The sequence below is a fragment of the Oceanobacillus jordanicus genome (assembly GCF_022095695.1).
Classification (GTDB): Bacteria; Bacillota; Bacilli; order Bacillales; family Amphibacillaceae; genus Oceanobacillus_B; species Oceanobacillus_B jordanicus.
Genome location: NZ_JAIFZM010000009.1, coordinates 161,011 through 184,491 on the forward strand (window position 1 = coordinate 161,011; position 23,481 = coordinate 184,491).

19 protein-coding genes are annotated in these 23,481 nt (G+C 39.3%); 12 read left to right on the forward strand and 7 right to left on the reverse strand.

The features are described 5' to 3' along the window. Positions 1–47 precede the first annotated feature (47 nt). Complete coding sequence (mreBH, locus tag K3T81_RS12190) at positions 48–1,055, reverse strand: rod-share determining protein MreBH (protein WP_106895949.1); 1,008 nt, start codon at positions 1,053–1,055, stop codon at positions 48–50. Positions 1,056–1,488: 433 nt separating this feature from the next. On the opposite strand from mreBH, the gene K3T81_RS12195 reads away from it, so the two are divergent. From K3T81_RS12195 to K3T81_RS12205, 3 genes are all read left to right on the forward strand, one after another. After that, positions 1,489–2,400 (forward strand): CAP domain-containing protein, encoded by a 912-nt coding sequence (locus K3T81_RS12195; protein ID WP_238020341.1) that lies wholly within the window; start codon positions 1,489–1,491, stop codon positions 2,398–2,400. A 557-nt stretch (positions 2,401–2,957) separates the two neighbouring features. Next, positions 2,958–3,953: a glutaminase gene (locus tag K3T81_RS12200; protein ID WP_106895951.1), complete on the forward strand. Its 996-nt coding sequence runs from the start codon at positions 2,958–2,960 to the stop codon at positions 3,951–3,953. A 29-nt stretch (positions 3,954–3,982) separates the two neighbouring features. Further along, positions 3,983–4,651: an SOS response-associated peptidase gene (locus tag K3T81_RS12205; RefSeq protein WP_238020342.1), complete on the forward strand. Its 669-nt coding sequence runs from the start codon at positions 3,983–3,985 to the stop codon at positions 4,649–4,651. Positions 4,652–4,811: 160 nt separating this feature from the next. Here K3T81_RS12205 and K3T81_RS12210 read toward each other — a convergent pair whose 3' ends face one another. Continuing rightward, positions 4,812–5,012 carry a hypothetical protein gene (locus K3T81_RS12210; RefSeq protein ID WP_106895953.1) on the reverse strand — a complete coding sequence of 67 codons (201 nt, stop codon included), beginning with the start codon at positions 5,010–5,012 and terminating at the stop codon, positions 4,812–4,814. A gap of 178 nt (positions 5,013–5,190) precedes the next feature. Continuing rightward, entirely contained in the window at positions 5,191–6,552 is a 1,362-nt protein-coding gene (locus K3T81_RS12215) for an alanine/glycine:cation symporter family protein (RefSeq protein WP_106895954.1), read from the reverse strand. 217 nt (positions 6,553–6,769) lie between these two features. On the opposite strand from K3T81_RS12215, the gene K3T81_RS12220 reads away from it, so the two are divergent. The 4 genes from K3T81_RS12220 (at position 6,770) to K3T81_RS12235 (ending at position 9,731) form a co-directional block, all read left to right on the forward strand. Beyond that, entirely contained in the window at positions 6,770–7,066 is a 297-nt protein-coding gene (locus tag K3T81_RS12220) for a YtxH domain-containing protein (protein WP_161464183.1), read from the forward strand. A gap of 30 nt (positions 7,067–7,096) precedes the next feature. Further along, entirely contained in the window at positions 7,097–7,918 is an 822-nt protein-coding gene (locus K3T81_RS12225; protein ID WP_161464182.1) for a YhjD/YihY/BrkB family envelope integrity protein, read from the forward strand. Positions 7,919–8,156: 238 nt separating this feature from the next. Further along, the gene (locus K3T81_RS12230) at positions 8,157–9,035 is read left to right on the forward strand and encodes a transporter substrate-binding domain-containing protein (RefSeq protein WP_238020343.1); all 879 of its coding nucleotides are present in this window, start codon (positions 8,157–8,159) and stop codon (positions 9,033–9,035) included. Positions 9,036–9,047: 12 nt separating this feature from the next. After that, the gene (locus tag K3T81_RS12235; RefSeq protein ID WP_238020344.1) at positions 9,048–9,731 is read left to right on the forward strand and encodes an amino acid ABC transporter permease; all 684 of its coding nucleotides are present in this window, start codon (positions 9,048–9,050) and stop codon (positions 9,729–9,731) included. 164 nt (positions 9,732–9,895) lie between these two features. Here K3T81_RS12235 and K3T81_RS12240 read toward each other — a convergent pair whose 3' ends face one another. Beyond that, a complete protein-coding gene (locus K3T81_RS12240) occupies positions 9,896–11,059 on the reverse strand; it encodes an MFS transporter (RefSeq protein WP_238020345.1) in 1,164 nt (387 codons plus the stop codon). A 130-nt stretch (positions 11,060–11,189) separates the two neighbouring features. Here K3T81_RS12240 and K3T81_RS12245 point away from each other — a divergent pair, with 130 nt between their 5' ends. From K3T81_RS12245 to pdaA, 4 genes are all read left to right on the forward strand, one after another. After that, on the forward strand, positions 11,190–11,579 hold the full coding sequence (locus K3T81_RS12245; protein WP_238020346.1) for an OsmC family protein: 390 nt from the start codon (positions 11,190–11,192) through the stop codon (positions 11,577–11,579). Between the two features lie 70 nt (positions 11,580–11,649). After that, positions 11,650–12,441 carry a YfkD famly protein gene (locus K3T81_RS12250; RefSeq protein ID WP_058949695.1) on the forward strand — a complete coding sequence of 264 codons (792 nt, stop codon included), beginning with the start codon at positions 11,650–11,652 and terminating at the stop codon, positions 12,439–12,441. Between the two features lie 447 nt (positions 12,442–12,888). Next, positions 12,889–14,199: a Na+/H+ antiporter family protein gene (locus K3T81_RS12255; protein WP_238020347.1), complete on the forward strand. Its 1,311-nt coding sequence runs from the start codon at positions 12,889–12,891 to the stop codon at positions 14,197–14,199. 81 nt (positions 14,200–14,280) lie between these two features. After that, complete coding sequence (gene pdaA, locus K3T81_RS12260) at positions 14,281–15,075, forward strand: delta-lactam-biosynthetic de-N-acetylase (RefSeq protein ID WP_238020348.1); 795 nt, start codon at positions 14,281–14,283, stop codon at positions 15,073–15,075. Positions 15,076–15,114: 39 nt separating this feature from the next. Here the strand turns inward: pdaA and K3T81_RS12265 are convergent, their stop codons facing one another. Together K3T81_RS12265 and K3T81_RS12270 are read right to left on the reverse strand one after the other, a co-directional pair. Next, positions 15,115–16,347: a sensor domain-containing protein gene (locus tag K3T81_RS12265; protein WP_238020349.1), complete on the reverse strand. Its 1,233-nt coding sequence runs from the start codon at positions 16,345–16,347 to the stop codon at positions 15,115–15,117. A gap of 188 nt (positions 16,348–16,535) precedes the next feature. Then, positions 16,536–19,517, reverse strand: a complete 2,982-nt coding sequence (locus K3T81_RS12270; protein WP_238020350.1) for a sensor domain-containing protein — start codon at positions 19,515–19,517, stop codon at positions 16,536–16,538. Positions 19,518–19,695: 178 nt separating this feature from the next. Here K3T81_RS12270 and mbcS point away from each other — a divergent pair, with 178 nt between their 5' ends. Beyond that, on the forward strand, positions 19,696–21,270 hold the full coding sequence (gene mbcS, locus K3T81_RS12275; RefSeq protein ID WP_238020351.1) for an acyl-CoA synthetase MbcS: 1,575 nt from the start codon (positions 19,696–19,698) through the stop codon (positions 21,268–21,270). 488 nt (positions 21,271–21,758) lie between these two features. Here mbcS and K3T81_RS12280 read toward each other — a convergent pair whose 3' ends face one another. Next, a complete protein-coding gene (locus K3T81_RS12280) occupies positions 21,759–22,937 on the reverse strand; it encodes an IS256 family transposase (protein ID WP_238020352.1) in 1,179 nt (392 codons plus the stop codon). Positions 22,938–23,481: the final 544 nt, after the last annotated feature.

The window sequence follows — 23,481 nt, forward strand, 5'->3', positions numbered from 1 at the left end:
TAGCTAATAAAAAAGCCTGTGCTATTTTGCACAGGCTTTAATTTTGGTTATTTTGCTGCTTTTTGTAGTTTGTTAATCATTTTCAGAGCACGTCCTGTACCGATTGCCACAGATTCAAGCGGGTTTGGCGCAAGGTGTACGGGAACGATTAGTTCGTTTGATAACCATTCCTGCATGCCTCTTAGCAATGCTCCTCCACCTGTAAGCACAATACCGTGATCGACAATATCCCCACTTAGTTCAGGAGGACAGTTTTCGAGCGTAGCGCGAATGGTTTCTAGTATTGAATCTAGTGATTCTTTTAAAGCATAATGAATTTCAGTAGATGTAATCATCACTGTTTTTGGAAGACCTGATACCATGTCACGTCCACGGATTTCCATTGTTTCTTCCTTATGGTTTGGATGAGCATAGCCGATTTCCATTTTAACATTTTCTGCTGTGCGCTCACCAATTAAGATATTATATTTCTTGCGGATATGGTGAATAATCTCTTCGTCCATTTTATCTCCGCCAGTACGTACAGAGTTACATGATACAACCCCGCCAAATGAAATAATTCCTACTTCTGAAGTACCGCCCCCGATGTCAACGACAACATTGGCTACAGGTTCGTCTACAGGCAGGTCAGAACCGATTGCTGCAGCTACAGGTTCTTCTATTAAATGTACCTGTTTCGCACCATAGCTTGTGACAGCATTATGGATCGCACGACGTTCAACTGTTGTACTACCTGATGGCGTACATACAACAACAATTGGCTTTCTCATGGACATGCCAATTTTCTTACTTACTTTTTTCAAAAACTCTTTTAGCATTTGAGCCGTTACATCATAATCCGCAATAACGCCATCCTTTAATGGGCGAATTGGAATGATATTTTGCGGTGTTTTACCAACCATTTGTTTTGCTTCGGTTCCTACCGCTACCACTTGCTTCGTATTAACATCAATTGCAACAACCGATGGTTCATTTAATACGATTCCTTTAGTCTTTGAATATATCAGTATATTTGCGGTACCTAAATCAATACCGATTTCTGCAGTAGATAACATATAATATCCTCCAATGATGACAATTTTCTCATACAGTCATTCTATTAAATAGTATACTTTCTGGGGGTAGTAATACAATGCACATATTTTGGCAATAGATTCTACCTAGGTTGTGACCAAAATAAACCATACTGCCGTGTAAAATCAAGTGACATTTTCGTTACAAGTTATTGGTTTCTGTAACAAACGATTGCTGTTTTAAAGGTTGTCAATAGTACTTTCGATGTAAAAATTTCCATTGCGCTGAACTTTTTCCTGTTTACCCGTTTTTAGGTCAAGTGACACCTCTTTTATTTAGAAGGGTTTTTGGAATTAACCGCATAAAAAGTGAGTCTACGTATCTACTTTGGCAAAGAATGCCACTAATATTACAGAAAACCCATGCTATGATAATTTTGCAAAACAAAACAAGCCAAAAGGAGAGTGTAGCAAGATGTTTAAGAAAGTAAGCATGGTTACAGCACTATCAGCTGCTTTATTATTTGGAGGAGCTTTTCAAAATTCTGTTGATGCACAGGCAAAGGATGTAAATCAGAATCATATATACAAAATCTACTATTCTATTAATGGGAATGTGGAAAAAGTTTCTGATGATAACATCAATCAACTAGTAAATAAATACCTATCAATGTTCCAAATTAACTGGAACGACTTCAACTGGAATAAAATCCAAGTTGAACAAAAAGAAAATACAGAATCAAAAGAAGAAGTAAAACAACCTGAAAAACAAGAAGAGAAACCAGCAAAAGAAGAAAAAGCTGACGAGCCAAAAGAAGAAGTAGTTGAGAAAGAAGAACCAAAACAAGAACAGCCTGAAGAAGAGGCTCCTGTTAAAGAAGAACAACCAAAACAAGAACAACCTAAGCAAGAGGAACCAAAACAAGAAGAAGATACAGAAGCACCAGCACCACAACAACCAGTAGCTGAAGAAACTGAACAAACAACTGACCAAAACCAATCTTCAGAACTAAGCCAATTTGAACAAGAAGTTGTAGAATTAACGAACCAAGAAAGAGCTAAACAAGGTCTTTCACCGTTAAAAATTGATACAGAACTAAGCAAAGTTGCAAGAGAAAAATCACGCGACATGGCATCAAATGGATACTTTGCTCATAACAGTCCTTCATACGGATCTCCGTTTGATATGATGAAACAATTCGGTATTAGCTACAGCACTGCTGGTGAAAACATTGCTAAAGGGCAACGTACACCAGAAGAAGTAGTAAATGCTTGGATGAACAGTGAAGGTCACCGTGCTAACATTATGAATGCTAACTTCACTCATATCGGTGTTGGATATGTTGAGCAGGGTAATCACTGGACACAACAATTTATTGGAAAATAATATTTCTGCAAAGAGGCTAACTTAGGTTAGCCTCTTTTTTGCGTTTATAAACTTTCAATCGACCACATAAGCAATCCAATCGATCAAAGTGGAGTGCCAATCGATCACATCGGAACGCCAATCGACAACAAAAGCGATTCAATCAACTACACCGAAGCGCCAATCAACCACATAATCGATCCAATCGACCATATCGGAGCGCCAATCAACCACATAATCGATCCAATCGACCATATCAGAGCGCCAATCAACCACATCAGCACTCCAATCGCGACCACAGCCAAACATCAATCAACCACGCACAACTACCACACGCAAACAAAGACGAATCATAGTTCTAATAACGTTTTGTTGGTCCCGGTGCAACCGTCCGTAAGACTCCCACTTCAAAAACATGAAGTGGGAGTTAAGGGTCGCTAACACCCGGATTCGTTCAACTAACAATCAGTGGGGGAAGAAAAAAACACCCACTGATTGAAGTTTCGCTTTATAATTCCATGTGTTTAAGGGAAAAACAGAAGGGAATGTATTTATAGATTACGGACAGGAGGTTTATTATGGTACAGGGAGCAGCGAACTGGAATACGGGGATGACCCAAGAGTGGTTGCAAGAATATGTGGATGATTGGGTATCTTTCTATAGGAAGCATACTGCTGAGGGAGAGGTCGCTTCATACATACCTGCATTAAAAGAAGCGAATCAGGATCATCTCGGGATTTCTATTATTGGTATGCACGGGATGAAGATACGCTCTGGTGATGTCGATGTTCGATTTACCATCCAAAGTATTTCCAAAGTACTTAGCTTCATCGTAGCATGTATGCAAAGAGGAGTTTCCTATATGCTGGATAAGGTGGATGTGGAGCCGACAGGGGAAGCATTTAATTCAATCATGCATTTAGAAATGAAACCATTAAAAAAACCATTTAACCCACTCGTCAACGCAGGCGCCATTACGGTATCCTCCATGCTAGATGGTGAAACATCAGAGGAAAAGCTGCAGCCGCTGCTTTCATTATTGGAAGAAATAATCGGCCATCGTCCACCCATCAACCTTGAAGTATATGAGTCAGAACGTGAATCCTCCATGAGGAACAGAGCGATTGGCTACTATCTTTTGGAAACAGGATTTTTGGACTCGGATATAGAAGTTACACTTGATACCTATTTCAAACAGTGTTCCATTGAAGTTACGATTGATGATTTAGCCAGAATTGGCCTTATCCTAGCAAACGATGGAAAAGACCCAGATTCAGACCAAGAAATTATACCGAGACAGGTTGCTCGGTTGGCGAAAGCACTAATGTTGACGTGTGGCATGTATGACGCTTCTGGGAAATTCGCAGCCTATGTCGGCATACCAGCAAAAAGTGGGGTGTCAGGCGGGATTATTGCAGTGTCCCCACCTCGTGTTAGAAATGAACCGCTTCCGTTTATGGATGGCTGTGGGATGGCGGTTTACGGACCGGCGCTGGATAGCAAGGGAAATAGTACAGCAGGAATCAGGCTGTTGCGTCATATTGCGACACAATGGGATTTAAGTATATTCTAGAAACAGTTGAGGATAGGGTGGTGGAGTAAATGTGTGGACGATATACATTGTTAGCAGATGAACTTGAGGTCTTAAGGGCGTTCGGCTTGGAACAGGACGGGATAGATAACTTTGGACAAAGCTATAATATTGCACCAGGTCAGAATGTGCTTGCTATTATTCATGATGGAAATAAAAAGCGTGCAGGCTATATGCGTTGGGGGCTGGTCCCATCCTGGGCAAAGGATGAAAAAATTGGCTATAAAATGATTAATGCACGGAGTGAGACGGCGCATGAAAAACCTAGCTTTAAAAAGTTGATGGCGCAAAAGCGCTGTTTAATTATTGCCGATAGCTTCTTTGAATGGCAAAAGAATGAAGCTGGAAAACAGCCGAAGCGAATTCAACTGGCAGATCGCAAGCTCTTTGCATTTGCAGGGCTTTGGGACAAATGGGAGCAGGAAGATAAAGACCTTTTCACCTGCACCATTTTAACGAAAGAGGCAAATCCTTTTATGCAGGACATCCATCATCGTATGCCAATTATTTTGCCAAAAGAAAAAGAGACAGATTGGATCGAACCACAAAAAGAGAAGCCTGACACGATGCATGCATTTCTTCAAAATATAGATATAGACGACCTTCACGCATACAATGTTTCTACTTATGTGAATGCCGCGAAAAATAATGATGCCACATGTATTGCACCACTTGCATAGGTTGAGAATGATAAGTTAAGTGGTTAAAAGAGAGAAAGCCTGCCTTCGATATTAGCAAATACGAAAAATGCTCAGATAATGAAGTATCCAAGCGTTTTCATTCTTAACTATTGAAAGAAAAAGACGTCTATACCAAGCAATTAACACACTTATGGCAAATTTACCACTTCCCATTATTACCGATTTTACCTTTTGCATCCTCCAATGTTTTTTCTGCATATATATTTTTGGCTTCATTTAGACTTTTTACGCCTCCTTGAAAATCAGTATTCATATTCTTTTTCTTTGCCACCCAATCGTACAGTAGACCAAAGATTATAAAGCCGCCAAATATGATTAGCAATATTATCCATAATTGCACGCGATCACCTCCCATTTTCAATGTAAGATTAATCCTATTAAAATTTTTATCTTACTGTTATATATTCATGTTTAACCAAAAATGACGTAATACTAATTAATTTGCTTTCAATCCTGTATGGGATATCAAAAAAATAGCATACCAATCACAATGTAATTTGGTATGCTATTTAATTCTACTACCCGACTCGAGCTTTTCTTTCCTTATCTTGTAGTTTTTCTTCTTTGGCTACTTTTAGGAATCGTTTTGTTTCATATACCACTACTCCTGATAAACCAACCAAGCCAATGATGTTCGGTGCGGCCATTAGAGCATTCATAATGTCCGAGATGCCGAATACAACACTAAGTTCTTCAAGAGCACCGTACATGACGGCAGCTACGAATACAACGCGATAGTAAGGGACAGCCTTATCGCTGAATAGATAAGAAAAGCACTTTTCCCCGTAGTAAGACCAACCTACCAAGGTAGAAAATGCGAATAATACAATCCCGATTGTGACGATGTATCCGCCTGTATCGCCTAGAAATGCCGCGAATGAAGCTGAGGTAAGCTCTCCGCCTTCAAGTCCGCCACCATACATGTCTGCCATAACGATCGTAATTCCTGTAATGGAACAAACAATGATTGTATCAATGAAAACCTGGGTCATGGAAACAAGTGCCTGTCTTCCAGGTAAATCTGTTTTAGCGGCAGCAGCTGCGATTGGTGCGGAGCCTAGTCCAGCTTCGTTAGAGAATACTCCGCGTGCTACTCCGTATCGAATTACTGTTCCAAGTATACCACCACCGATGGCACTTCCTGTAAAGGCATCATTAAAAATTATTCCGACAGCTTGTGGGACAAGATCAAAATTTAAAATCATAATAATAAGTCCACCTAAAACGTAAAAGGCTGCCATAATCGGGACGAAGAAAGAAGTAACTCTCCCAATACTTTTAATACCACCCAAGATAACCAATCCAACTAATACGGTAAGTAAAATTCCTGTTACCCATGTTGGTACATTAAAAGAATCTGACATTGCTTTAGAAACAGAATTGGACTGAACCATGTTACCAATTCCAAAGGCAGCACACGAACCAAAGATTGCGAACAGAACGCCGAGCCATTTTGCCTTTAGCCCTTTTTCTAGGTAGTACATGGGCCCACCTGAAATTTCCCCCTTGCTGTTAACTTGACGGTACTTTACAGCGAGAATAGCCTCTGAATACTTTGTTGCCATTCCCAAAAGGGCTGTAACCCACATCCATAACACGGCACCTGGGCCACCTAACACAACTGCTGTTGCTACCCCAACAATATTACCGGTCCCAATCGTTGCGGCCATGGCAGTTGTTAAGGCCTGATAATGGCTGATATCCCCTTTGGATTTCTTGTCCTGACGTGCTGGACTAAAAGCTAGCTTCAACGCATAGGGTAATGTACGAAATTGTAAAAAACCTAGACGTAATGTTAAGTACAACCCGGCACCCACGATCAATATTAGCATTGGTGGTCCCCATACTATGTCACTTATGGAGCTAATTATTTCTTCCATCCAAACCCCTCCCCTGTTATTTTACTATATTAAATATTAAGAAAATTTAAGTCAAGCGTTTTTTTAGTGTAATTTCTTACAGAACACCTAATCCATTGCTTCCTGCTTACTAAGTTGCTTATAATAAAGATATTATCGAATGAGCTCTTAAAATATAAAAGTTTGGAAAAGCTAGAAAGAGCTATGGATTCTATACAGAAAAAGGAGAGAAACAAACATGGGCAATCGTAAGCTTGTAGTAGGTGTATTAATTGGAGCAATAGTTGGGGGTGCAATTACTTTATTCGACAGAGAGACTCGAAACTACTCGCGAATGAAGTTATCGAACATGAAATATAGTTCGCAATCTGTTTTGAAAAACCCTTCTGAGGCAGTTAGAAATATAAGGAAGACTTTTGATACATTTAATCAAAACTTTACATCTGGGGTGGAAAGCACCATTACTGCATTAGAACAAGTAGAAACAACTTTAGAAAAATATACAAATAGAAATGGATCCAACAGAATAGAATAGGGATGACAGATCGTATAGGAGTGTGTCCACGTGAGCAAAGTATTAAACTTTGTTAAACAATTATATGCCAAGCTTGAAGAGGTAGACGTGTTTGGTCTCGCTGCACAGCTTGCATATTTTTTCCTGTTATCATTATTCCCTTTTCTATTGTTCCTTTTGACATTGGTTGGCTATTTGCCATTTGATGACATAGCCATACTTGATATGATCAGAACCTATGCACCAGCTCAAATTGTGGATCTTATAAGTACGAATGTCAGTAACTTGCTGGAACAACAAAATGGTGGGTTATTGTCATTTGGATTTATTGCAACACTTTGGGCAGCTTCCAATGGTGTAAATGCTATCATGCGAGGCTTTAATATTGCGTATGGAGTGGAAGAGAATCGTTCTTTTATTGTTTCACGCCTTATCGCTATCGTTCTTACCGTAGCGATGGTGCTGGTGATCTCAATCGCATTTCTCCTCCCCATTTTTGGACGGATGATCGGTATTTACTTATTTTCGTTTGTTGGCCTATCTGAAGGCTTCCTGCTCGTGTGGCAAGGACTTCGTTGGGTGTTATCCTCCATCGTCATTTTTATTGTGCTGGTCGCATTGTACAAGCTTGCGCCAAATCTCCGTGTTTATTTAAAGAATACGGTATGGGGCGCACTGTTTGCTACCATTTTATGGCAGCTAGCTTCACTTGGGTTCTCATATTATGTTAGTACAGCCGGCAATTACTCGGCCACATATGGAAGTTTAGGAACCGTAATTGTCCTTATGATTTGGTTTTATCTTTCAGGCATTATTATTATGGCGGGTGGCATAATGAATGCTGTCATAAGAAAGAATAAGCTGGAGTCTTAAAAGACAATAGTTAACATAGCTTCTAAAATAAGTAAACACTACCAATCAGCGAGGCTTTATCAGTTTCGCTGATTTTTCATTTGGCAACCGGAGTATTGTGGATTGTTCGGGTAAAATTCTAACCCTAAGCCAAACTATAGGGAAAAGCAAAAAGCGAAGTAAATAAATTTTGAAATTATTTAGATAAACTGTTACAATCATATTGTCATTTTAAATATAACAATAGGGGTGAATAGTATTGAAGAAGTTTTTGTTATTGGTTTCATTAGTTGCTATTGTAGCGTTCTTTAGTGCGTGTGGTAATGGAGAGGAAGAAAGTAACAGTGATAATGAATCTAGTGGGACAGATGAAAGATGGGAAGAGATCCAAGAGTCTGGTGAAATTGTTGTGGGCACATCTGGTACTCTAATGGCTGCTTCTTATTATGATGGTGAAGAGGAAAGTAAGGACCAGCTTACAGGCTATGATGTAGAAGTGATGCGCGAGATTGCCAAGCGCCTCGACTTGGATATCTCATTTGAAATCATGGGAATTGACGGTATGCTTCCTGCGGTAAAAAGTGGGCGCATTGATGTTGCTGCTAACGACGTGGAAGCTACAGATAAAAGAAAAAAAGAATTTAATTTTAGTGCGCCATATAAATATTCATACTCAACGATGGTTGTAAGAAAAGAAGATAATTCTGGAATTGAGTCCTTGGAAGATCTTGATGGGAAAATTGCTGGTGGGGGAGCAACCACGATTTACAGCCAGATTGCCGAGCATTTTGGTGCAGAGATAAAAACATATGGCAATGCGCCAAATGAAGCCTACTTACGTGATGTTGACAACGGCAGAACAGATGTTATTGTAAATGATTACTATTTATCTAAATTTGGTGTTGCAGGTTTTCCTGACTTCGATATTCATTTACATCCAGACTTGAAATTCCATCCAACAGAACAGGCAGTTGTGATACCAAAGGGTGCTGATAAGCTAACTGAAGAAATAAACAAGGCGCTTGAAGGAATGCGTGAGGATGGTACGCTTACAAAGCTAGCGGAAGAATTTTATAATGAAGACGCATCACAAAAACCAGATGAAGAGATTCAAGAACTTGAAGGAATTGACCTCTAAGGGGAGGCTATTATGAATTTAGGTGCTTTTAACTTTGGTGGATTATTTAATCCGGTACTTGCGTGGGAAAGTCTTCCCTTTGTATTAGGTGGCTTACCAGTAACCATGCTCATTGCTATTGTAAGCATGGGCATGGGGCTTATCCTAGGGCTTTTCCTTGCATTAGCCAGAGGCTCGAACCGAATTATATTACGTTGGCCTGCAAGAATCTATATTTCCTTTATGCGTGGAACACCTATCCTCGTATTTTTGTTTATACTATACTTTGGTTTACCGGTGGTTGGAATTAAATTTACAGCAATTGCTGCAGCTTGTTTAGGCTTTGGTTTAAATAGTGCTGCCTACATAGCAGAAATTGATCGCTCGTCGATCAATAGCATTGATCGTGGTCAATGGGAATCAGCAAAGGCTTTAAATATGAGCTATTTGAAGACATTGCGTAAAATTATTCTTCCACAGGCAACACGAATTGCGATTCCGCCACTTACCAATGTATTTATGGATATTGTGAAGGCAACTTCTCTAGCAGCCGTTATTACAGTGCCGGAGCTGTTTCAAAAGGCACAACTTGTGACAGGTAGGGAATTCGATGCGATGACGTTGTATATTCTCGTTGCATTAATCTATTGGCCGGTGTGTATCGTTATTTCCTTCTTCCAAGATCGCTTGGAAGATCGTTATAGCCGATTTTTATAAAAAAATTGATAGATGTTTTTTAACGTTAAAATGCCGAGTGACCTTACGTATCTACTACGTAATGGTCGCTCGGCCTTTTTGATTATAGGAACAATAAGCAGAGAACTCTTTTAGCGTGAATAAACAGTTGCCGCTTGCGCAAAGCTACATAAAGACTCGGTGTGCTAGCTTACCGAAATTTGTTTCTCACGTTTAAAATAGATCGCAGCAAGAATGAAAACGAGCATGATCCCAATCATGTAGAAAAATGATAGTGTTGGGAAAAACTCGACATACAATCCACCTAAAAATGGACCACTAATGCTTCCAAGACTGAAAGCAATTCCGATCATGAGGTTACCAGCAGGCAGTAAATTACCCGGCAACAGGTCTGTCATATACGAAATACCTAAAGAGAACAAGGATCCTACGAACATCCCCGCTAATGTAAATAGAATGAAGAGCGCAGTAACGGATGTCTCGAGGTATGCTGCCATCATAAAGCAGGCAACTCCGCCAACAAGTACATATAATAATATACTTCTTCTGCCGATTCTGTCGCTAAGTATCCCGAGCGGAAGCTGTGTAATAAGACTTCCGATCGCAAAACAAGGAATAAGTAGTGAGAGTATGTCCACATCATGGCCAATTCTTAATCCATAAATCGGGAAGATACTATGTAGTGTTGCTTCAAGGAAGCCATATCCAAAACTTGGAAGTAAAGCAACCCAGGCAATTTTCCCTGTTTGAATAAACCGTTTAGTGGAACTTGAGCCACTTCCAGAATCATAATCCTCTGCAGGCCACATATTTCTAACGAATAGCATAAGGGACCAGACGATAATGCTTAAACCTGCGGATACAAAGAAAGGAAGTACTTCATTAATTGAAAGCAGCCTTGTCATTAACGGACCAAGCGCAAAGCCTAAGCCGAAAAACATACCATAGTAAGCAATATTGCGACCACGCGTTTCTTTTGTAGCTGTTGTGGTAATCCATGTTTGGGTACCAAAGTGAAGCATTTGGTCTCCGACTCCTACCATCATCCGTAACACAAACCAAAACCATAAAGACTGCCATAATGGAAACAATGCTAAGGAAGCAAATACAAGAAATCCACCTATGACGATTATCGGTTTAAATCCTAATTTACGCATTGGTTTCTCCATGAACGGGGAGGCAATTAAGACTCCAACATACAAACCAGTCGCATGAAGTCCATTGATAGAAGAAGAGATTTGGTTTTGCTCTAGAATGATAGCCAAGAGGGGGAGCAACATTCCTTGTGAAAAGCCTGAAATAGTTACAAGTGAAATTAATATCCAAAATCGTGTTTTAGCTGATACCATGTTGTTCTCCTTCTGTTGGGTTCTCTTTATTCAATTTAATGGCTTTATTTGCAATCGTCAATCATTTAGATTGTAAGATGTTAGGAAAAATCTGTTTTAGGAAATAGTATAGAAAAAGGAGGATTTTAAGATGGATTTTTATCTCAAAGAAAATGGTATGAGAGCAAAATTGCCATATGGAGAAATTGATATTTCTGGGAATGAAGATTATGGCTATCGTCCTTTCCAATTAATGGTTGCATCCATAGCTGGTTGTAGTGCATCTGTCTTTCGTAAAATTTTAGAGAAGCAACGTACGGAGGTCGCGGATCTACAGGTTCATGCAGAAGTGGAGAGGAACTCGGAGGAAGCCAATCGTATAGAGAAAATAACCTTAAAGTACATGGTGAAAGGGCGGCGTCTTGACCCTGAAAGGTTATATAAAAATATGGAAATAGCTCGTAAGAATTGCTCTATGATAAGGTCTGTCGAAGGGAGTATTACGATAGAGGAGCATATCGATACGGTTGAATTAAGCTAACGATAGCAGAAACGAGGTATAAAATTTTTATGTCCGAAAAAACTAGAGGAAAAAGAAGGGACATAAAAATATGAAAAAAAGCAATGTTGGTTTTCTATTATTAACTGTATTCGTGTTGACGTTTCTTTTTCCCGCAACTGGTTTAAGCAAAGAAAAGAAGGAAGACTTTGAAACACCAAGCCATGTCTTAACCATTTCAAAGGAAAATACATTTCCTAATGCCACTGAGGATCAAGAAGTTATTGAGCCTAGCGAGCTAACACAGGAATTAATGGATGGGTTAAAAATAAAAATTGAGAATCCTGATCTAATTAAAATGCTGAACGAGTCTACTATTAACCCATCCCCCATTGCACTTGGATATCGTGGGATGGTCTTTATAGGGAGATGGCCACTAAATTATGAGTCTCTAGAGACAACCATTAACTGGGAGTACCAGCAGATAAACAAAAATGAACTCAACAATTTAGGTGGAGAATCAGATCAGAAGATGAACTATGTACAGCAAGAAGAAAAGGAAGTAAAAGGTGCGTTAACAAATAAAATTGCGAACCCTGATGATATTAAGAGCATGATGCTAATTAAGTCGAAAGAAAAAACAAAGCTTCCTTTGGCTTACCATACTGTTATCGGTAAAAACACGAAGAAGGATAATTCCTATGCAGTTCCAACGGATAAGCATGCAACTTTAGATTCCTACGCGCCTGCTGTCAATGAGAAGGGACAGGTTACGTTTGGAGAGGTATATATTCAGTTAAAAGGCTCTAAAAAGTCCCTCGTAGTAAAAAATGTAACAAAGCAAGGGATAGGTGCATGGATTCCTATCCAGGATCATGTTTCCTTCTCCTATAATGTGAAATAACTTGCTTGTTCAGAACGTTTATCAGCCCCGTGCATTATTTGCGGGGTTTTTAGTACTGAAAAAGAGACGCACAGGAACTCAAAGTGACGCGGCAAGGATCGGAAGAGGCGCAGTGATCATTGGGAATGGCGCACCAGCACCCAAAAAGACGCGCCAAGCACTCGAAGAGACGCAGAGATCAATTGGAATGGCGCAATGGCATGTATGATTGGCGCACCAGCCCCCAAAAAGACGCACCACCATCCAAACAAGCGCTGGAAAGCAAACGCCCCATCAATACCAATTCGAGATTTATTATCTGACCTTTCCAGTTAAGGGGGTAGCTGATCATAAACAAAGCCCCAAAAACCATTATAAAACGTCTTGACAAAAAATGCTTCAATGCTTTATCATAATAAAGTATTAAAGCGAATGAATGATTTGTTTTAGAGAAAGGGGAAGAAAAACATGGAATGGGTTGTTATTGTATCTGTTCTCGTAATGACTATCTTAAGTTTATTACGTGTTAATGTCATAATAGCTATTATTGCTGCCTCACTTACTGCAGGATTGATGGCAGGTTTATCTACTGTAGACTCAACTGAATTACTAGTTAATGGAATGGGCGGAGGAGCCAATACTGCATTAAGCTACATCTTACTTGGAGCATTTGCTGTTGCAATTAGCTATACAGGTATTACTACCATATTAGTTAATTTTCTTATACGTGTGTTAACTGGTAAGAAGACAATGATGCTACTGGTTATTGCAGGTGTCGCGTCCTTATCACAGAATTTAGTCCCGGTGCATATTGCATTTATACCAATTTTAATTCCACCGTTACTAAAATTATTTGATAATATGCGAATGGATCGCCGTGCAGTAGCTACAGCTCTAACTTTCGGTTTAAAGGCACCGTATATTATGATCCCGGCAGGCTTTGGATTAATTTTTCACGAAACGATCGTGACGGGTATGAAGGAAAATGGTGCGAATATCACAGTTAGTGAGTCAGCGCTATCCATGCTGATACCAGGTTCGGGGATGATTGTTGGACTGCTTATTGCGATTTTCGTTTCTTATCGCAAGGACCGTGATATGCCGGAAGGAGCAGGTGGAATCGAAGCATCTGCTATTATTGAGCAGGAAGCAGTATCATTTAATCGTAAGCATGTCATGACTTTAATTGCTATAGCAGCAGCTTTAGCTGTACAGCTTATTACCGAAAGCCTTGTAATAGGGGCACTAACTGGCTTAGTACTTATGTTTCTTTTATTGGCAGTACCTTTTAAAAACGGAGATAGAGTCATGTCAGAAGGAATTGCCATGATGGGTACGATCGCAATTGTGATGCTTGTTGCTTCAGGCTATGGGAACATCCTTACTGAAACAGGAGCAGTGCAAGCTTTAGTTGAATCATCATCAGGATTTTTAGATAGCAGTAACCAAGCACTCATTGCTTTTATCTTACTCTTAGTGGGGTTACTTGTAACATTAGGAATCGGGTCATCCTTTGGAACGATTCCAATCCTGGCAGCTCTATATGTACCTATTTGTATGGCAGCGGGTTTTTCACCAATGGCTACAGCAGCACTAATTGGAACAGCGGGTGCACTAGGTGATGCAGGTTCCCCTGCCTCTGACAGCACGCTCGGCCCAACCTCTGGGTTGAATGCTGACGGAAAGCATAATCACATTTGGGACACCGTTGTTCCTACATTCTTACATTATAATATTCCATTATTCTTGTTTGGATGGGTAGCAGCAATTATTTTATAAAAAAACGCAAATAGTAAGGATTTCTCTCGCGCATAATTAAATGGAAAGGGGAGAAAGTAAGGTAAAAACAGGTGGGTTGTTATGAAGAAGTTGATAATGTTATCCATGGTTGTTCTCCTTACCTTTCCTCTTTTACAAATGTCTACAGTACAGGCTGCAGGGTATGGCTGGGGTTATAAAAAGAACTCCAACCATGAACTTCCGTATATAGGTAAGTACGAAAGTATGCTCGAGGAATACGGAGCCTATTATGCAGATAAAACCGGACAAAAAAATATCTACCTAACCTTTGATAATGGGTACGAAGAAGGCTACACAGATGACATACTAGATGTACTGAAGAATAAAGATGTTCCTGCTACATTCTTTGTTACAGGGCACTATGTTGAGAGTGAACCGGATCTGGTAAAGCGAATGGTGGATGAAGGCCACATCATTGGGAATCATTCTTACCATCACCCAGACTTTTCCATCATCACCAAAGATGCGATTAAAGAAGAATTAGAGGATCTAGAAAAGGCAGTTGCCGAAGTTTCCGATCAAGATGAATTAAAATACTTACGTCCACCTAGAGGGATTTTTAATGAACAAACATTAAAATGGTCTTATGAACTGGGATATATACACGTGTTCTGGTCTTTAGCCTTTATTGATTGGGAAACAAATAAACAAAAAGGCTGGGAGTATGCGTTTAATCAGATTATGGACCAAGTACATCCCGGAGCAGTAGTATTGCTTCATACCGTATCCTCTGACAATGCTCAGGCCTTAGAAAAGCTTATAACAGAGCTACAAAAGAAAGGATACTCATTCAAGAGCTTAGATGATCTAATTTTAAAAGATAAGCTCCCAGATCCCGTTTACGGATATGAGTGAATTAGAAAAGACTGAAGGGTAGTCCTTCAGTCTTTTTCCTTAGCCAAAAAAATAGGTGTTCCTCCCATTTTCTTTTGCCTTGTATAATGCAATATCTACCTGTTTTAATATTTCCTTCGCTGTCGTTTCTTTATTTGAAGCTATGGCAATACCAATACTTGTGGTTATCCTGATTTGCTTGCCATGTACATGAACAGGGATTTGCATTTTTTCATAGATAAGCTCAGCAAGTTTGATGGCAGGTTGTTTAACGTCTGCTGGCAATTCAAGCAGAATGATAAACTCATCCCCTCCATATCTTGCCACAGTGCCCGTAGTACTAACACAGTGGGAAAGCTTTGTCGCAAAGTCTTTAATCACCGTGTCCCCAGCATCATGCCCCAACTTGTCGTTGATTTCCTTAAAGTGATCAATATCGAGCATTAGAAGCGCAAAATGCCTTTGCCTGTGTACAAGATTGTCCAGTGCATATTCTAGGCGCGCATCAAAGTGTCTTCTATTTGGCAAATCGGTAAGTGGGTCATGTAACGCGATATATTTAAGCTTTTCTTCATATTGTTTTTGTAGAGTGACGTCTTTAAAAATAGCAAAGACACCCGTCGTTACGCCCTCCATTATAATAGGAGTAAATTTTACGATAATATTCATTTCTTGACCAGACTTATCATAGACAGTTAATTGTGATTCCTTTGCTTTTCGCTTTAATGCTTGCTCAAATCCTTTAATTGCCGTAGGTTTTTCTCGAGGGATTACATATTTATAGAAATTTTCCCCTATCAAATCTTCGTCTGTATAGCCTGTTATGGTTTCTACAGCAAGGTTTTTAGAAATAATACGACCATTTGTATCAATGGAAAGCACTGCATCAAGGTTGTATTCAAACAGAGATTGGTACCGTTGTTGGTTTTGGAAGAGCAAATCGCTTGATGTTTGTACCTCTTCTTGGGCCTTTTTTTGAATCGTAACATCTTTAACAACAGCGGCTAAGTGCGTACAAATGCCAGATTCATCATGAAGTGGCGTCACGCGTGTTTTGGAATAAAAACGTTCCCCATCAGGAGTAAAGAAAGAGTCTTCATACGTAATAGACGTACCTATATCAATTGCTCTTTGGTACTCTTGGTTCAGGTATAAGGCCATCTCTTTCGGAAGTACAGCCTCAAGTGATTTTCCTATAGCTCGCTCTCCAAGACCGGTATGGGTACTTGCTGAATGATTCATAAACTCATATTTAAAAACAGGGCCAGGTAATACCTTCATCACAAACACCATGTCCCGAATGCCCTCCATCAGTACTCGGTCATAAGAAAAAGAAGGATAGTGATTCATGGGCATCGTATCTCTGGTTTCATACATGTAACAAACGTTAAGCCTATTCTGTTTTTCATATCTAATTTATTATAATTCATAGTCGTTGAGTACCTCATTTTTATAGCCTCATTTCAAATACTGTCTTCATATTAATAAGCTTGGCTGTTCCCCAGATAGGTACAAGGGTTTCCTGTGAAAAAGTCGGTATCAGGTAACTCCTCGTTGTCCTCTTTTAACCTAGTTAGTTTCTCCATGAGCTCGCTTAGTTTTTCTTCTTCTCCTGTATGAAACTGTATTCCATAAATAACATAAGATTGCTTTGTTTCTTGTTGCCATACGGGGGAGCCAGTTAGACAATAGGATTCACCCATAATGGAAAAAGAAAATTCAAATGCCATATCGGATGGTACAGGCAAGATAACGGATGTGATAATTTGAATCCCTTTTAAACTGATATCCTTGATTAAAATCTTCGCTGAGCCTAGTTCAATCTCTTGTTTATCATATTCCGAGATAATTAACTTTCCTTTAAGCCAGTGGAGGAACTGGTACCGTGCACTTTCTCTTCTGTCCTTAAGCGGCATGTCTTGTTTTTGGCTTTCTTTTGGGATGAGGTAGCCATCATGTAATAATTCTTCAAAGACTGGTAAAGGGACAGGCTTAGAAAAGTAATAACCCTGGATAAGATCACAATTTCTTTCTTTCAAAAATTCATATTGCGCTTTTTCTTCCACGCCCTCTGCTACTATTTGCATACCAATTTCCTTAGCTAGGTGCATAACAGCAGAAACGATAGCAGCATCTTTTTTGTTTGCAGAAGTAATATTTTGGATGAAAATCTGATCGATTTTAATAATATCTGCTTCAAATTCATGCAAGTAATTTAAAGAGGCATAGCCTGTACCAAAATCATCAATTGCTATTTTTATGCCGAGTTTACGAAGCTCCTCTAGCGTTTTGAGCACACCTATCTCGTTCTTTAATAAGGAGCTCTCTGTTATTTCTATCTCGAGCATGGAAGCAGGAATTCTATATAAAGCTAGCTGTCCTTCCACCAACTCAACTAGGCCTCGCTTTAATAAACGAATGGGCGAAAGGTTAATCGATATCGGGATGACAGGATATCCTGTTTCTCTCCAACGCCATAGCTGGGCACATGTTTTCCGAATTACCCAATCACTAATATGATGAATGAGATGGTTTTCTTCTGCCAACGGGATAAATTCATTAGGTGGGACCATCCCCCAGTCACGGTGATTCCATCTTATAAGCGCTTCTGCACCTTTAATTTTTCCAGTAGCAGCTTCTACTTGAGGCTGGTAGTACAATTCGAATTCTTCATTTACAATTGCTCTTCGCATATCTTTTTCCAATAAGAACTTTTTGTAAGAAGAAATATCCCTTGAGAAAGAATAGAATTGATAGTTGTTACTACCTTGTTGCTTGGCATGATAAAGGGCGGAATAAGCATTTTCCAATAACCTCAGCTTACTTGTACCATCTTCAGGATAAAAGCTGATCCCCACACTTGTGGTTATATGTAGTTCATAATCCTTTACCATTAAAGCTTTACCAATGGATTGTATGGTCTGCTGTGCTAGGTCAAATACTTCTTCTTTTCCATTATAATGATGAACAATCATAACAAAATCATTGTTGTTTAATCTTGCAAGATAGCCAGTTGATGGCACGATGTCCCTAAGGCGTTCAGCTAGCTGGTGTATAACCATATCTCCGACTTGATAACCAAGCGAGTGGTTAATCACATTGAATCTGTCAAGATCTAGGTGGAGAATGGAGAATGGTTGATCTTCGTTAATAAGCTTGTCCACTGTTTCATGTAAGCTTTGTTGATTGGGGAGATCGGTTATCTCGTCGTGTGTAGAAATATAACGCAGGTGATCTTGCATCTGCTTCTCATCCGTTATGTCCACTAAAACACCGAATAAATGCGTGATTCTCCCGTCTTCATTGACCCATGGGATTGTTTGGTCATAAACCCATTTGATAGAATGGTCTCCACAAATGATCTTATATTTATGTTTAATCGGCTTCCCTTTCATAAGCTGATCCTGTTTTAGAAATACCTTATCCCGAAAGTCAGGATGAATAATATTTTCCCAAACAGCGGGGTCCTCATATATTTTTTCTAGTGGAATCTGAAGTAAGTCAACAAGTTGCTCAGAGGCAAGGGTGACTTTGTTTGTATTAAATTCCTTCATCCATATACCGCCGTCAAGGTTATTAAACATATGGACCATACTATTTAAAGTATTACGTAGCTCTATTTCCAGGTTTTTCTCTTCCGTGTAATCCATAACCACACCGATTAATTTCCATGGAGCATTATTCTGCCACAAAACCTCTGCTTGCACCCTTAAGTAGCGGAGCTTGTTTTCATCTCTTTCATGATAGATTCTATAATCCACTTTATAGGATTTTCCTTCTCTTAATGCAAGCTTATAGATGGAACTGGTTTTATCACGATCATCAGGATGGATATAGCGCAATAATAGTTTGTTCATCGTCACTTCTTCTGATTTCGGCAGTCCAAAAATTTCATAAAAGGCCGGCGAACAGAATAGATCGTCGTCAGGTATTATATATTCCCAACTCCCTACAGAAGCCACTTTTTGCGCAGCGATAAGGTGTGTTTTATGTTTCTTCAATTCTTCAGCTAGTTCCTTGATCTCACTTGTATCTTCAATAATAATATAAACACCATTTATCTTATCAGACCCCCAAATGGGCACAAAGGTGAGACAAGCATGAATAATTTCTCTTTTAGAATATTCCTCAATCGCTATTTCGTGTCTTTCTGAAACACCATGAAGTGCTTTTTGAAAGGCATCAATAAGCGTTTTTTTATAGGACTTTGGAATCAAATCCATAAGATTTACTTCATCCATTGAAGGAATGCCAAGAAACTTCCCAATACTATCTTTATTTTTTGATAGAATTTCCCCTTGTGGTGAAAAGGCAATAATTAAATCAGGATGATGCATAGCAAGGGAAGCGTAATAATTAAGTAATTCCTGTTTTATGTTCGCATTTTCATTGTTGGACGATTCAGTGTTGGGTGGAACGGAAAACAATTTACCCAAAGAACCTTCTTTATCAAAAGATGTCATATGCTAACCCCATTTTTGGAAGTTTGTAATAAGAATTTAACAATTAAGAACAGTATAATATACCCAAAATTAAATTGAAATAGCTAACTATATGGAAATTAGTACTACAAATCATAATGCGTTTAAATTTTTATAAAATTTTGATATGATAGGTGAAATTAGGTGAGGAGGGGATTCGATGGAAAAACAGGATTTAATTGCTCCAGAATCATATAACATCGTGATGGAAGTGGAACGCTTTGCAAAAGAGACAGGTAAGAAAGCTCTTATTTGGGAAAATGAAGATGGTGACCGAAAAGAACTAACATATAATAAGTTAATAGAGAATGCAAATAAAATTGGTAACGCTTTCCTGGAAAATGGTCTAAAAAAAGGTGACAAGCTACTTGTCATGATCCCAAAGGTAATAGACGCGTATGAAGTGTACCTTGCAGCATTAAAGACTGGAATCATAATCATTCCTTGTTCAGAAATGTTGAAGGTTAATGACTTACAGTACAGGGTCACACATGCGGAGGTAAGCGGAATAGTAAGCTACCATCCATTCGTCGACCAATATGAGGGGATCGAACAATTATCCAAGCTAAAACGTTTTGTAGTAGGGGAGCCAGCTGACAATTGGATGTATTTAGATCAATTAAAAAAAGAAGCATCTGATACGCTTGAGACTGTTAAAACATCACGCGATGATATCGCATTTTTGCCATATACTTCTGGAACAACAGGTAATCCTAAAGGGGTTGTCCACACGCACGGTTGGGGTTTTGCTCATTTAAAAACTGCTTCTGAAAACTGGCTTTGCATTAAAGAGGGGGACAAAGTATGGGCTACGGCTGGGCCGGGTTGGCAGAAGTGGACCTGGAGTCCTTTTCTTTCGGTGTTAGGGTCAGGAGCTACAGGCTTTGTATATCACGGTAAATTTAATGCAAAGAAATATCTGCAGCTCTTGGAGGATAATGAGATTAACGTGCTGTGCTGTACACCAACAGAGTACCGTATGATGGCAAAACTCAATAATCTTGATACGTATCAGCTACCAGCTTTGCATAGTGCAGTTTCCGCTGGTGAACCGTTAAATGTAGAGGTTATCAATACATTTAAGAAGCATTTTAATATCATAGTAAGAGATGGCTACGGACAAACAGAAAATACATTATTACTGGGAGTAATGAAAGGGATGAAAGTAAAACCAGGTTCAATGGGTAAACCGACGCCAGGGAATGAGGTAGAAATCATAGATGAGTCAGGTGCTCCTTTAGGTGTGAACAAGGTAGGCGATATTGCAGTGAAACTTGATTGCCCTGCATTATTCCTTGAATATTATAAGGATAGTGAACGCACAAAAATGACACAGCGCGGAGAATATTATGTAACAGGAGATCAAGCTTCTAAGGATGAAGATGGCTATTTTTGGTTTGAAGGTAGAAGCGATGATATTATTATAAGTTCCGGTTATACGATCGGGCCTTTTGAAGTAGAAGATGCTCTCGTGAAGCACTATGCTGTCCAAGAATGTGCAGTGGTGGCAAGCCCGCATGAGGACCGTGGAAGTATTGTAAAAGCCTTTGTCGTCTTGAGAGAGGACGTGCATCCAGATGAAGCATTAATAAAAGAGCTTCAAGACCATGTGAAAGAAACGACAGCCCCTTATAAATATCCAAGGGAAATAGAGTTCATTAAAGAGCTACCAAAAACCACGTCTGGTAAAATTAGACGAATTGAGTTGCGTAATAAAGAGAAAGAACAGGTGTAAAAGCCAGTTAATATATTTGCAATTTGCAGGACGGATTCTAGTTTTTGGATCCGTCCTGTTTTTGTTATACATATTTGAGGTGGGGTGCGAATTGGTTAGGTGAGCGGTTTAATTTAAGAGAGGTGTGGTTCAATCGATTGCCTGGGTGCTTTAATCAACGGGATGAGGGTTTTAATCAATCACAGGTCAGCTTCAATCGCCCGGATGAGCGTTCCAATCGGTCGCAGGTCAGCTCCAATCGACCGGATGGGCTTCCAATCGGGTAGTGTCAAGAATTCTGTGTAAGCATTATTCTCTCTCATACCACGTCAAAAAATGAAGAGAGGTTTTATATGGAGAAGCGGGCGTGATAGCCTAATTTCGCCCAGCCAACTGTTTTCCAAATAGCTGGTTCTTGGCTGGAAAATCATGCCCGCAGAGGCTCCATGTCAAACCGAACGTATTTAGTATGTTCGCTGCAAAAAGCAAGTTCTTTCCTCTAGTTAAATTTATTCAATTGTAGAACCATATCTAGATTCAAACATAGACTTCAGCTCGTTTCTTGCTGAGGCAAATTCAGTTATTGATCTTTTACTCCACCTTTCGTTATAGTCTTTAGAGACAAGGTATACAATCTTTTCTACAGCCTTTTCGCTTGGAAGACTGTTCATGCTTTTTGTACGTTTTTTTACTTCCTTAATAGTACGTTCAATGGTGTTAGTGGTGTATATCTGGGGTTGAATAATCTTTGGATAATCAAGAAATGTTAATAAAACCGAAAGATCCTCTTCCCAAGATGATATAACTTTTGGATAAACCTTATTCCATGAGCCTTTCAATTCACTAAAATAATGTAGTGCTTGTTCTTTGGAACTTGCCTTATAGACCTTCTTAAGATCTTTTGTGAAAGTCTCTTTATCTCGCTGGCGAATAGAAGAAAGTACGTTCCGTACTTTATGAACAACACAACGTTGTACGTCAGCTCTTGGATATACTTCCTTGAACGCTTTTTCGAGTCCACTCAGCCCATCAAACACACCTAATAGCACCTCTTCCAAGCCTCTATTCCGAAGGTTAGTTAATATTTCTTTCCATCCAAGCGCACTCTCTTTTCCTCCGACACAAAACCCTACAATCTCTTTATTTCCCTCGTCTGTAATGCCCACTATAACGTAAACCACTTCACTATCAACATCTTGCCGACGTACCTTTAGGTAAGTTCCATCTAAGTATAGTACGCTATATCTTTTCTCTAAAGGTCGTTGCTGCCAGTCTTCAATTTCTTCTACCAACACATCTGTAATATTGCTAACTGTAGTTGCAGAATAGGTATCCCCTAGAATTCTTTCAATAAATGTACCAATTTCACGTGTGCTGAAGCCTTTATGGTACATCGTTATAATGCTTTCTCCCAACCATCTTTCTCTCCGTTGGTAAGGATCAAATAAATTTGTTTGAAAATGCCCTTCACGATCTCTTGGAATGGAGAGGTCTTCAATGCGGCCGTATCGAGTATCTAAACCTCGCTCATAATAACCATTTTTACTGTTTTTCAGTTCTGGGTGCTCCACTTCAAAGTAATTCTTAAATTCCTCTTTTAATATTACTTCTAAGTTTTCTTTAACAAAATTACGGACCATGGATTCAATTTGATTAGAAAAAATATTTTCAGTTATACTAGTAGACATAGGTAAGGTACATCCTTTCTGGTTTTTGTTGTGATTAACTAGAGGATTTACCTTACCTTTTTGTTTTATACTTCTTTACACAACATATTGTACGTCATCTCCAATCGATCACAAGGCAGCTTCAATCGCCCGGATGAGCGTTCCAATCGGTCGCAGGTCAGCTCCAATCGGCCGGATGGGCTTCCAATCGATCACAAGGCAGCTTCAATCAACGTTATAAGCGTTTTAATCAATCACAAGGTAGCTTCAATCGACAGCAAGAGCGTCCCAATCAATCGCACGGCAACTCCAATCAACAACAAGAGCGTCCTAATCGATCGCAGGTCAGCTTCAATTGGACTTCTGTCAAGAAAATAGACACTTTAAAATGGTGCTTGTTCAATGAAAAACCCTACCGCACTTCGTTTGCTGCGTGATGAATAAGTACAAAGTATAAACCACACTTTGTACTTATTCATCACAATTGGTTTGTTTAAGAGGTTTTTTTCAGTATGCTGTTTTGGTAATGACGTTCAAAGTGATTAGGAGAATAGTACCCTAAAGT

What these genes read in the sequence shown, in the direction of transcription:
- mreBH (WP_106895949.1), bottom strand. Translation starts at nt 1,055, where the DNA reads ATGTTATCTACTGCAGAAATCGGTATTGATTTAGGTACCGCAAATATA.
- K3T81_RS12195 (WP_238020341.1), top strand. Translation starts at nt 1,489, where the DNA reads ATGTTTAAGAAAGTAAGCATGGTTACAGCACTATCAGCTGCTTTATTA.
- K3T81_RS12200 (WP_106895951.1), top strand. Translation starts at nt 2,958, where the DNA reads ATGGTACAGGGAGCAGCGAACTGGAATACGGGGATGACCCAAGAGTGG.
- K3T81_RS12205 (WP_238020342.1), top strand. Translation starts at nt 3,983, where the DNA reads ATGTGTGGACGATATACATTGTTAGCAGATGAACTTGAGGTCTTAAGG.
- K3T81_RS12215 (WP_106895954.1), bottom strand. Translation starts at nt 6,552, where the DNA reads ATGGAAGAAATAATTAGCTCCATAAGTGACATAGTATGGGGACCACCA.
- K3T81_RS12220 (WP_161464183.1), top strand. Translation starts at nt 6,770, where the DNA reads ATGGGCAATCGTAAGCTTGTAGTAGGTGTATTAATTGGAGCAATAGTT.
- K3T81_RS12235 (WP_238020344.1), top strand. Translation starts at nt 9,048, where the DNA reads ATGAATTTAGGTGCTTTTAACTTTGGTGGATTATTTAATCCGGTACTT.
- K3T81_RS12240 (WP_238020345.1), bottom strand. Translation starts at nt 11,059, where the DNA reads ATGGTATCAGCTAAAACACGATTTTGGATATTAATTTCACTTGTAACT.
- K3T81_RS12245 (WP_238020346.1), top strand. Translation starts at nt 11,190, where the DNA reads ATGGATTTTTATCTCAAAGAAAATGGTATGAGAGCAAAATTGCCATAT.
- K3T81_RS12250 (WP_058949695.1), top strand. Translation starts at nt 11,650, where the DNA reads ATGAAAAAAAGCAATGTTGGTTTTCTATTATTAACTGTATTCGTGTTG.
- K3T81_RS12255 (WP_238020347.1), top strand. Translation starts at nt 12,889, where the DNA reads ATGGAATGGGTTGTTATTGTATCTGTTCTCGTAATGACTATCTTAAGT.
- pdaA (WP_238020348.1), top strand. Translation starts at nt 14,281, where the DNA reads ATGAAGAAGTTGATAATGTTATCCATGGTTGTTCTCCTTACCTTTCCT.
- K3T81_RS12265 (WP_238020349.1), bottom strand. Translation starts at nt 16,347, where the DNA reads ATGGTGTTTGTGATGAAGGTATTACCTGGCCCTGTTTTTAAATATGAG.
- K3T81_RS12270 (WP_238020350.1), bottom strand. Translation starts at nt 19,517, where the DNA reads ATGACATCTTTTGATAAAGAAGGTTCTTTGGGTAAATTGTTTTCCGTT.
- mbcS (WP_238020351.1), top strand. Translation starts at nt 19,696, where the DNA reads ATGGAAAAACAGGATTTAATTGCTCCAGAATCATATAACATCGTGATG.
- K3T81_RS12280 (WP_238020352.1), bottom strand. Translation starts at nt 22,937, where the DNA reads ATGTCTACTAGTATAACTGAAAATATTTTTTCTAATCAAATTGAATCC.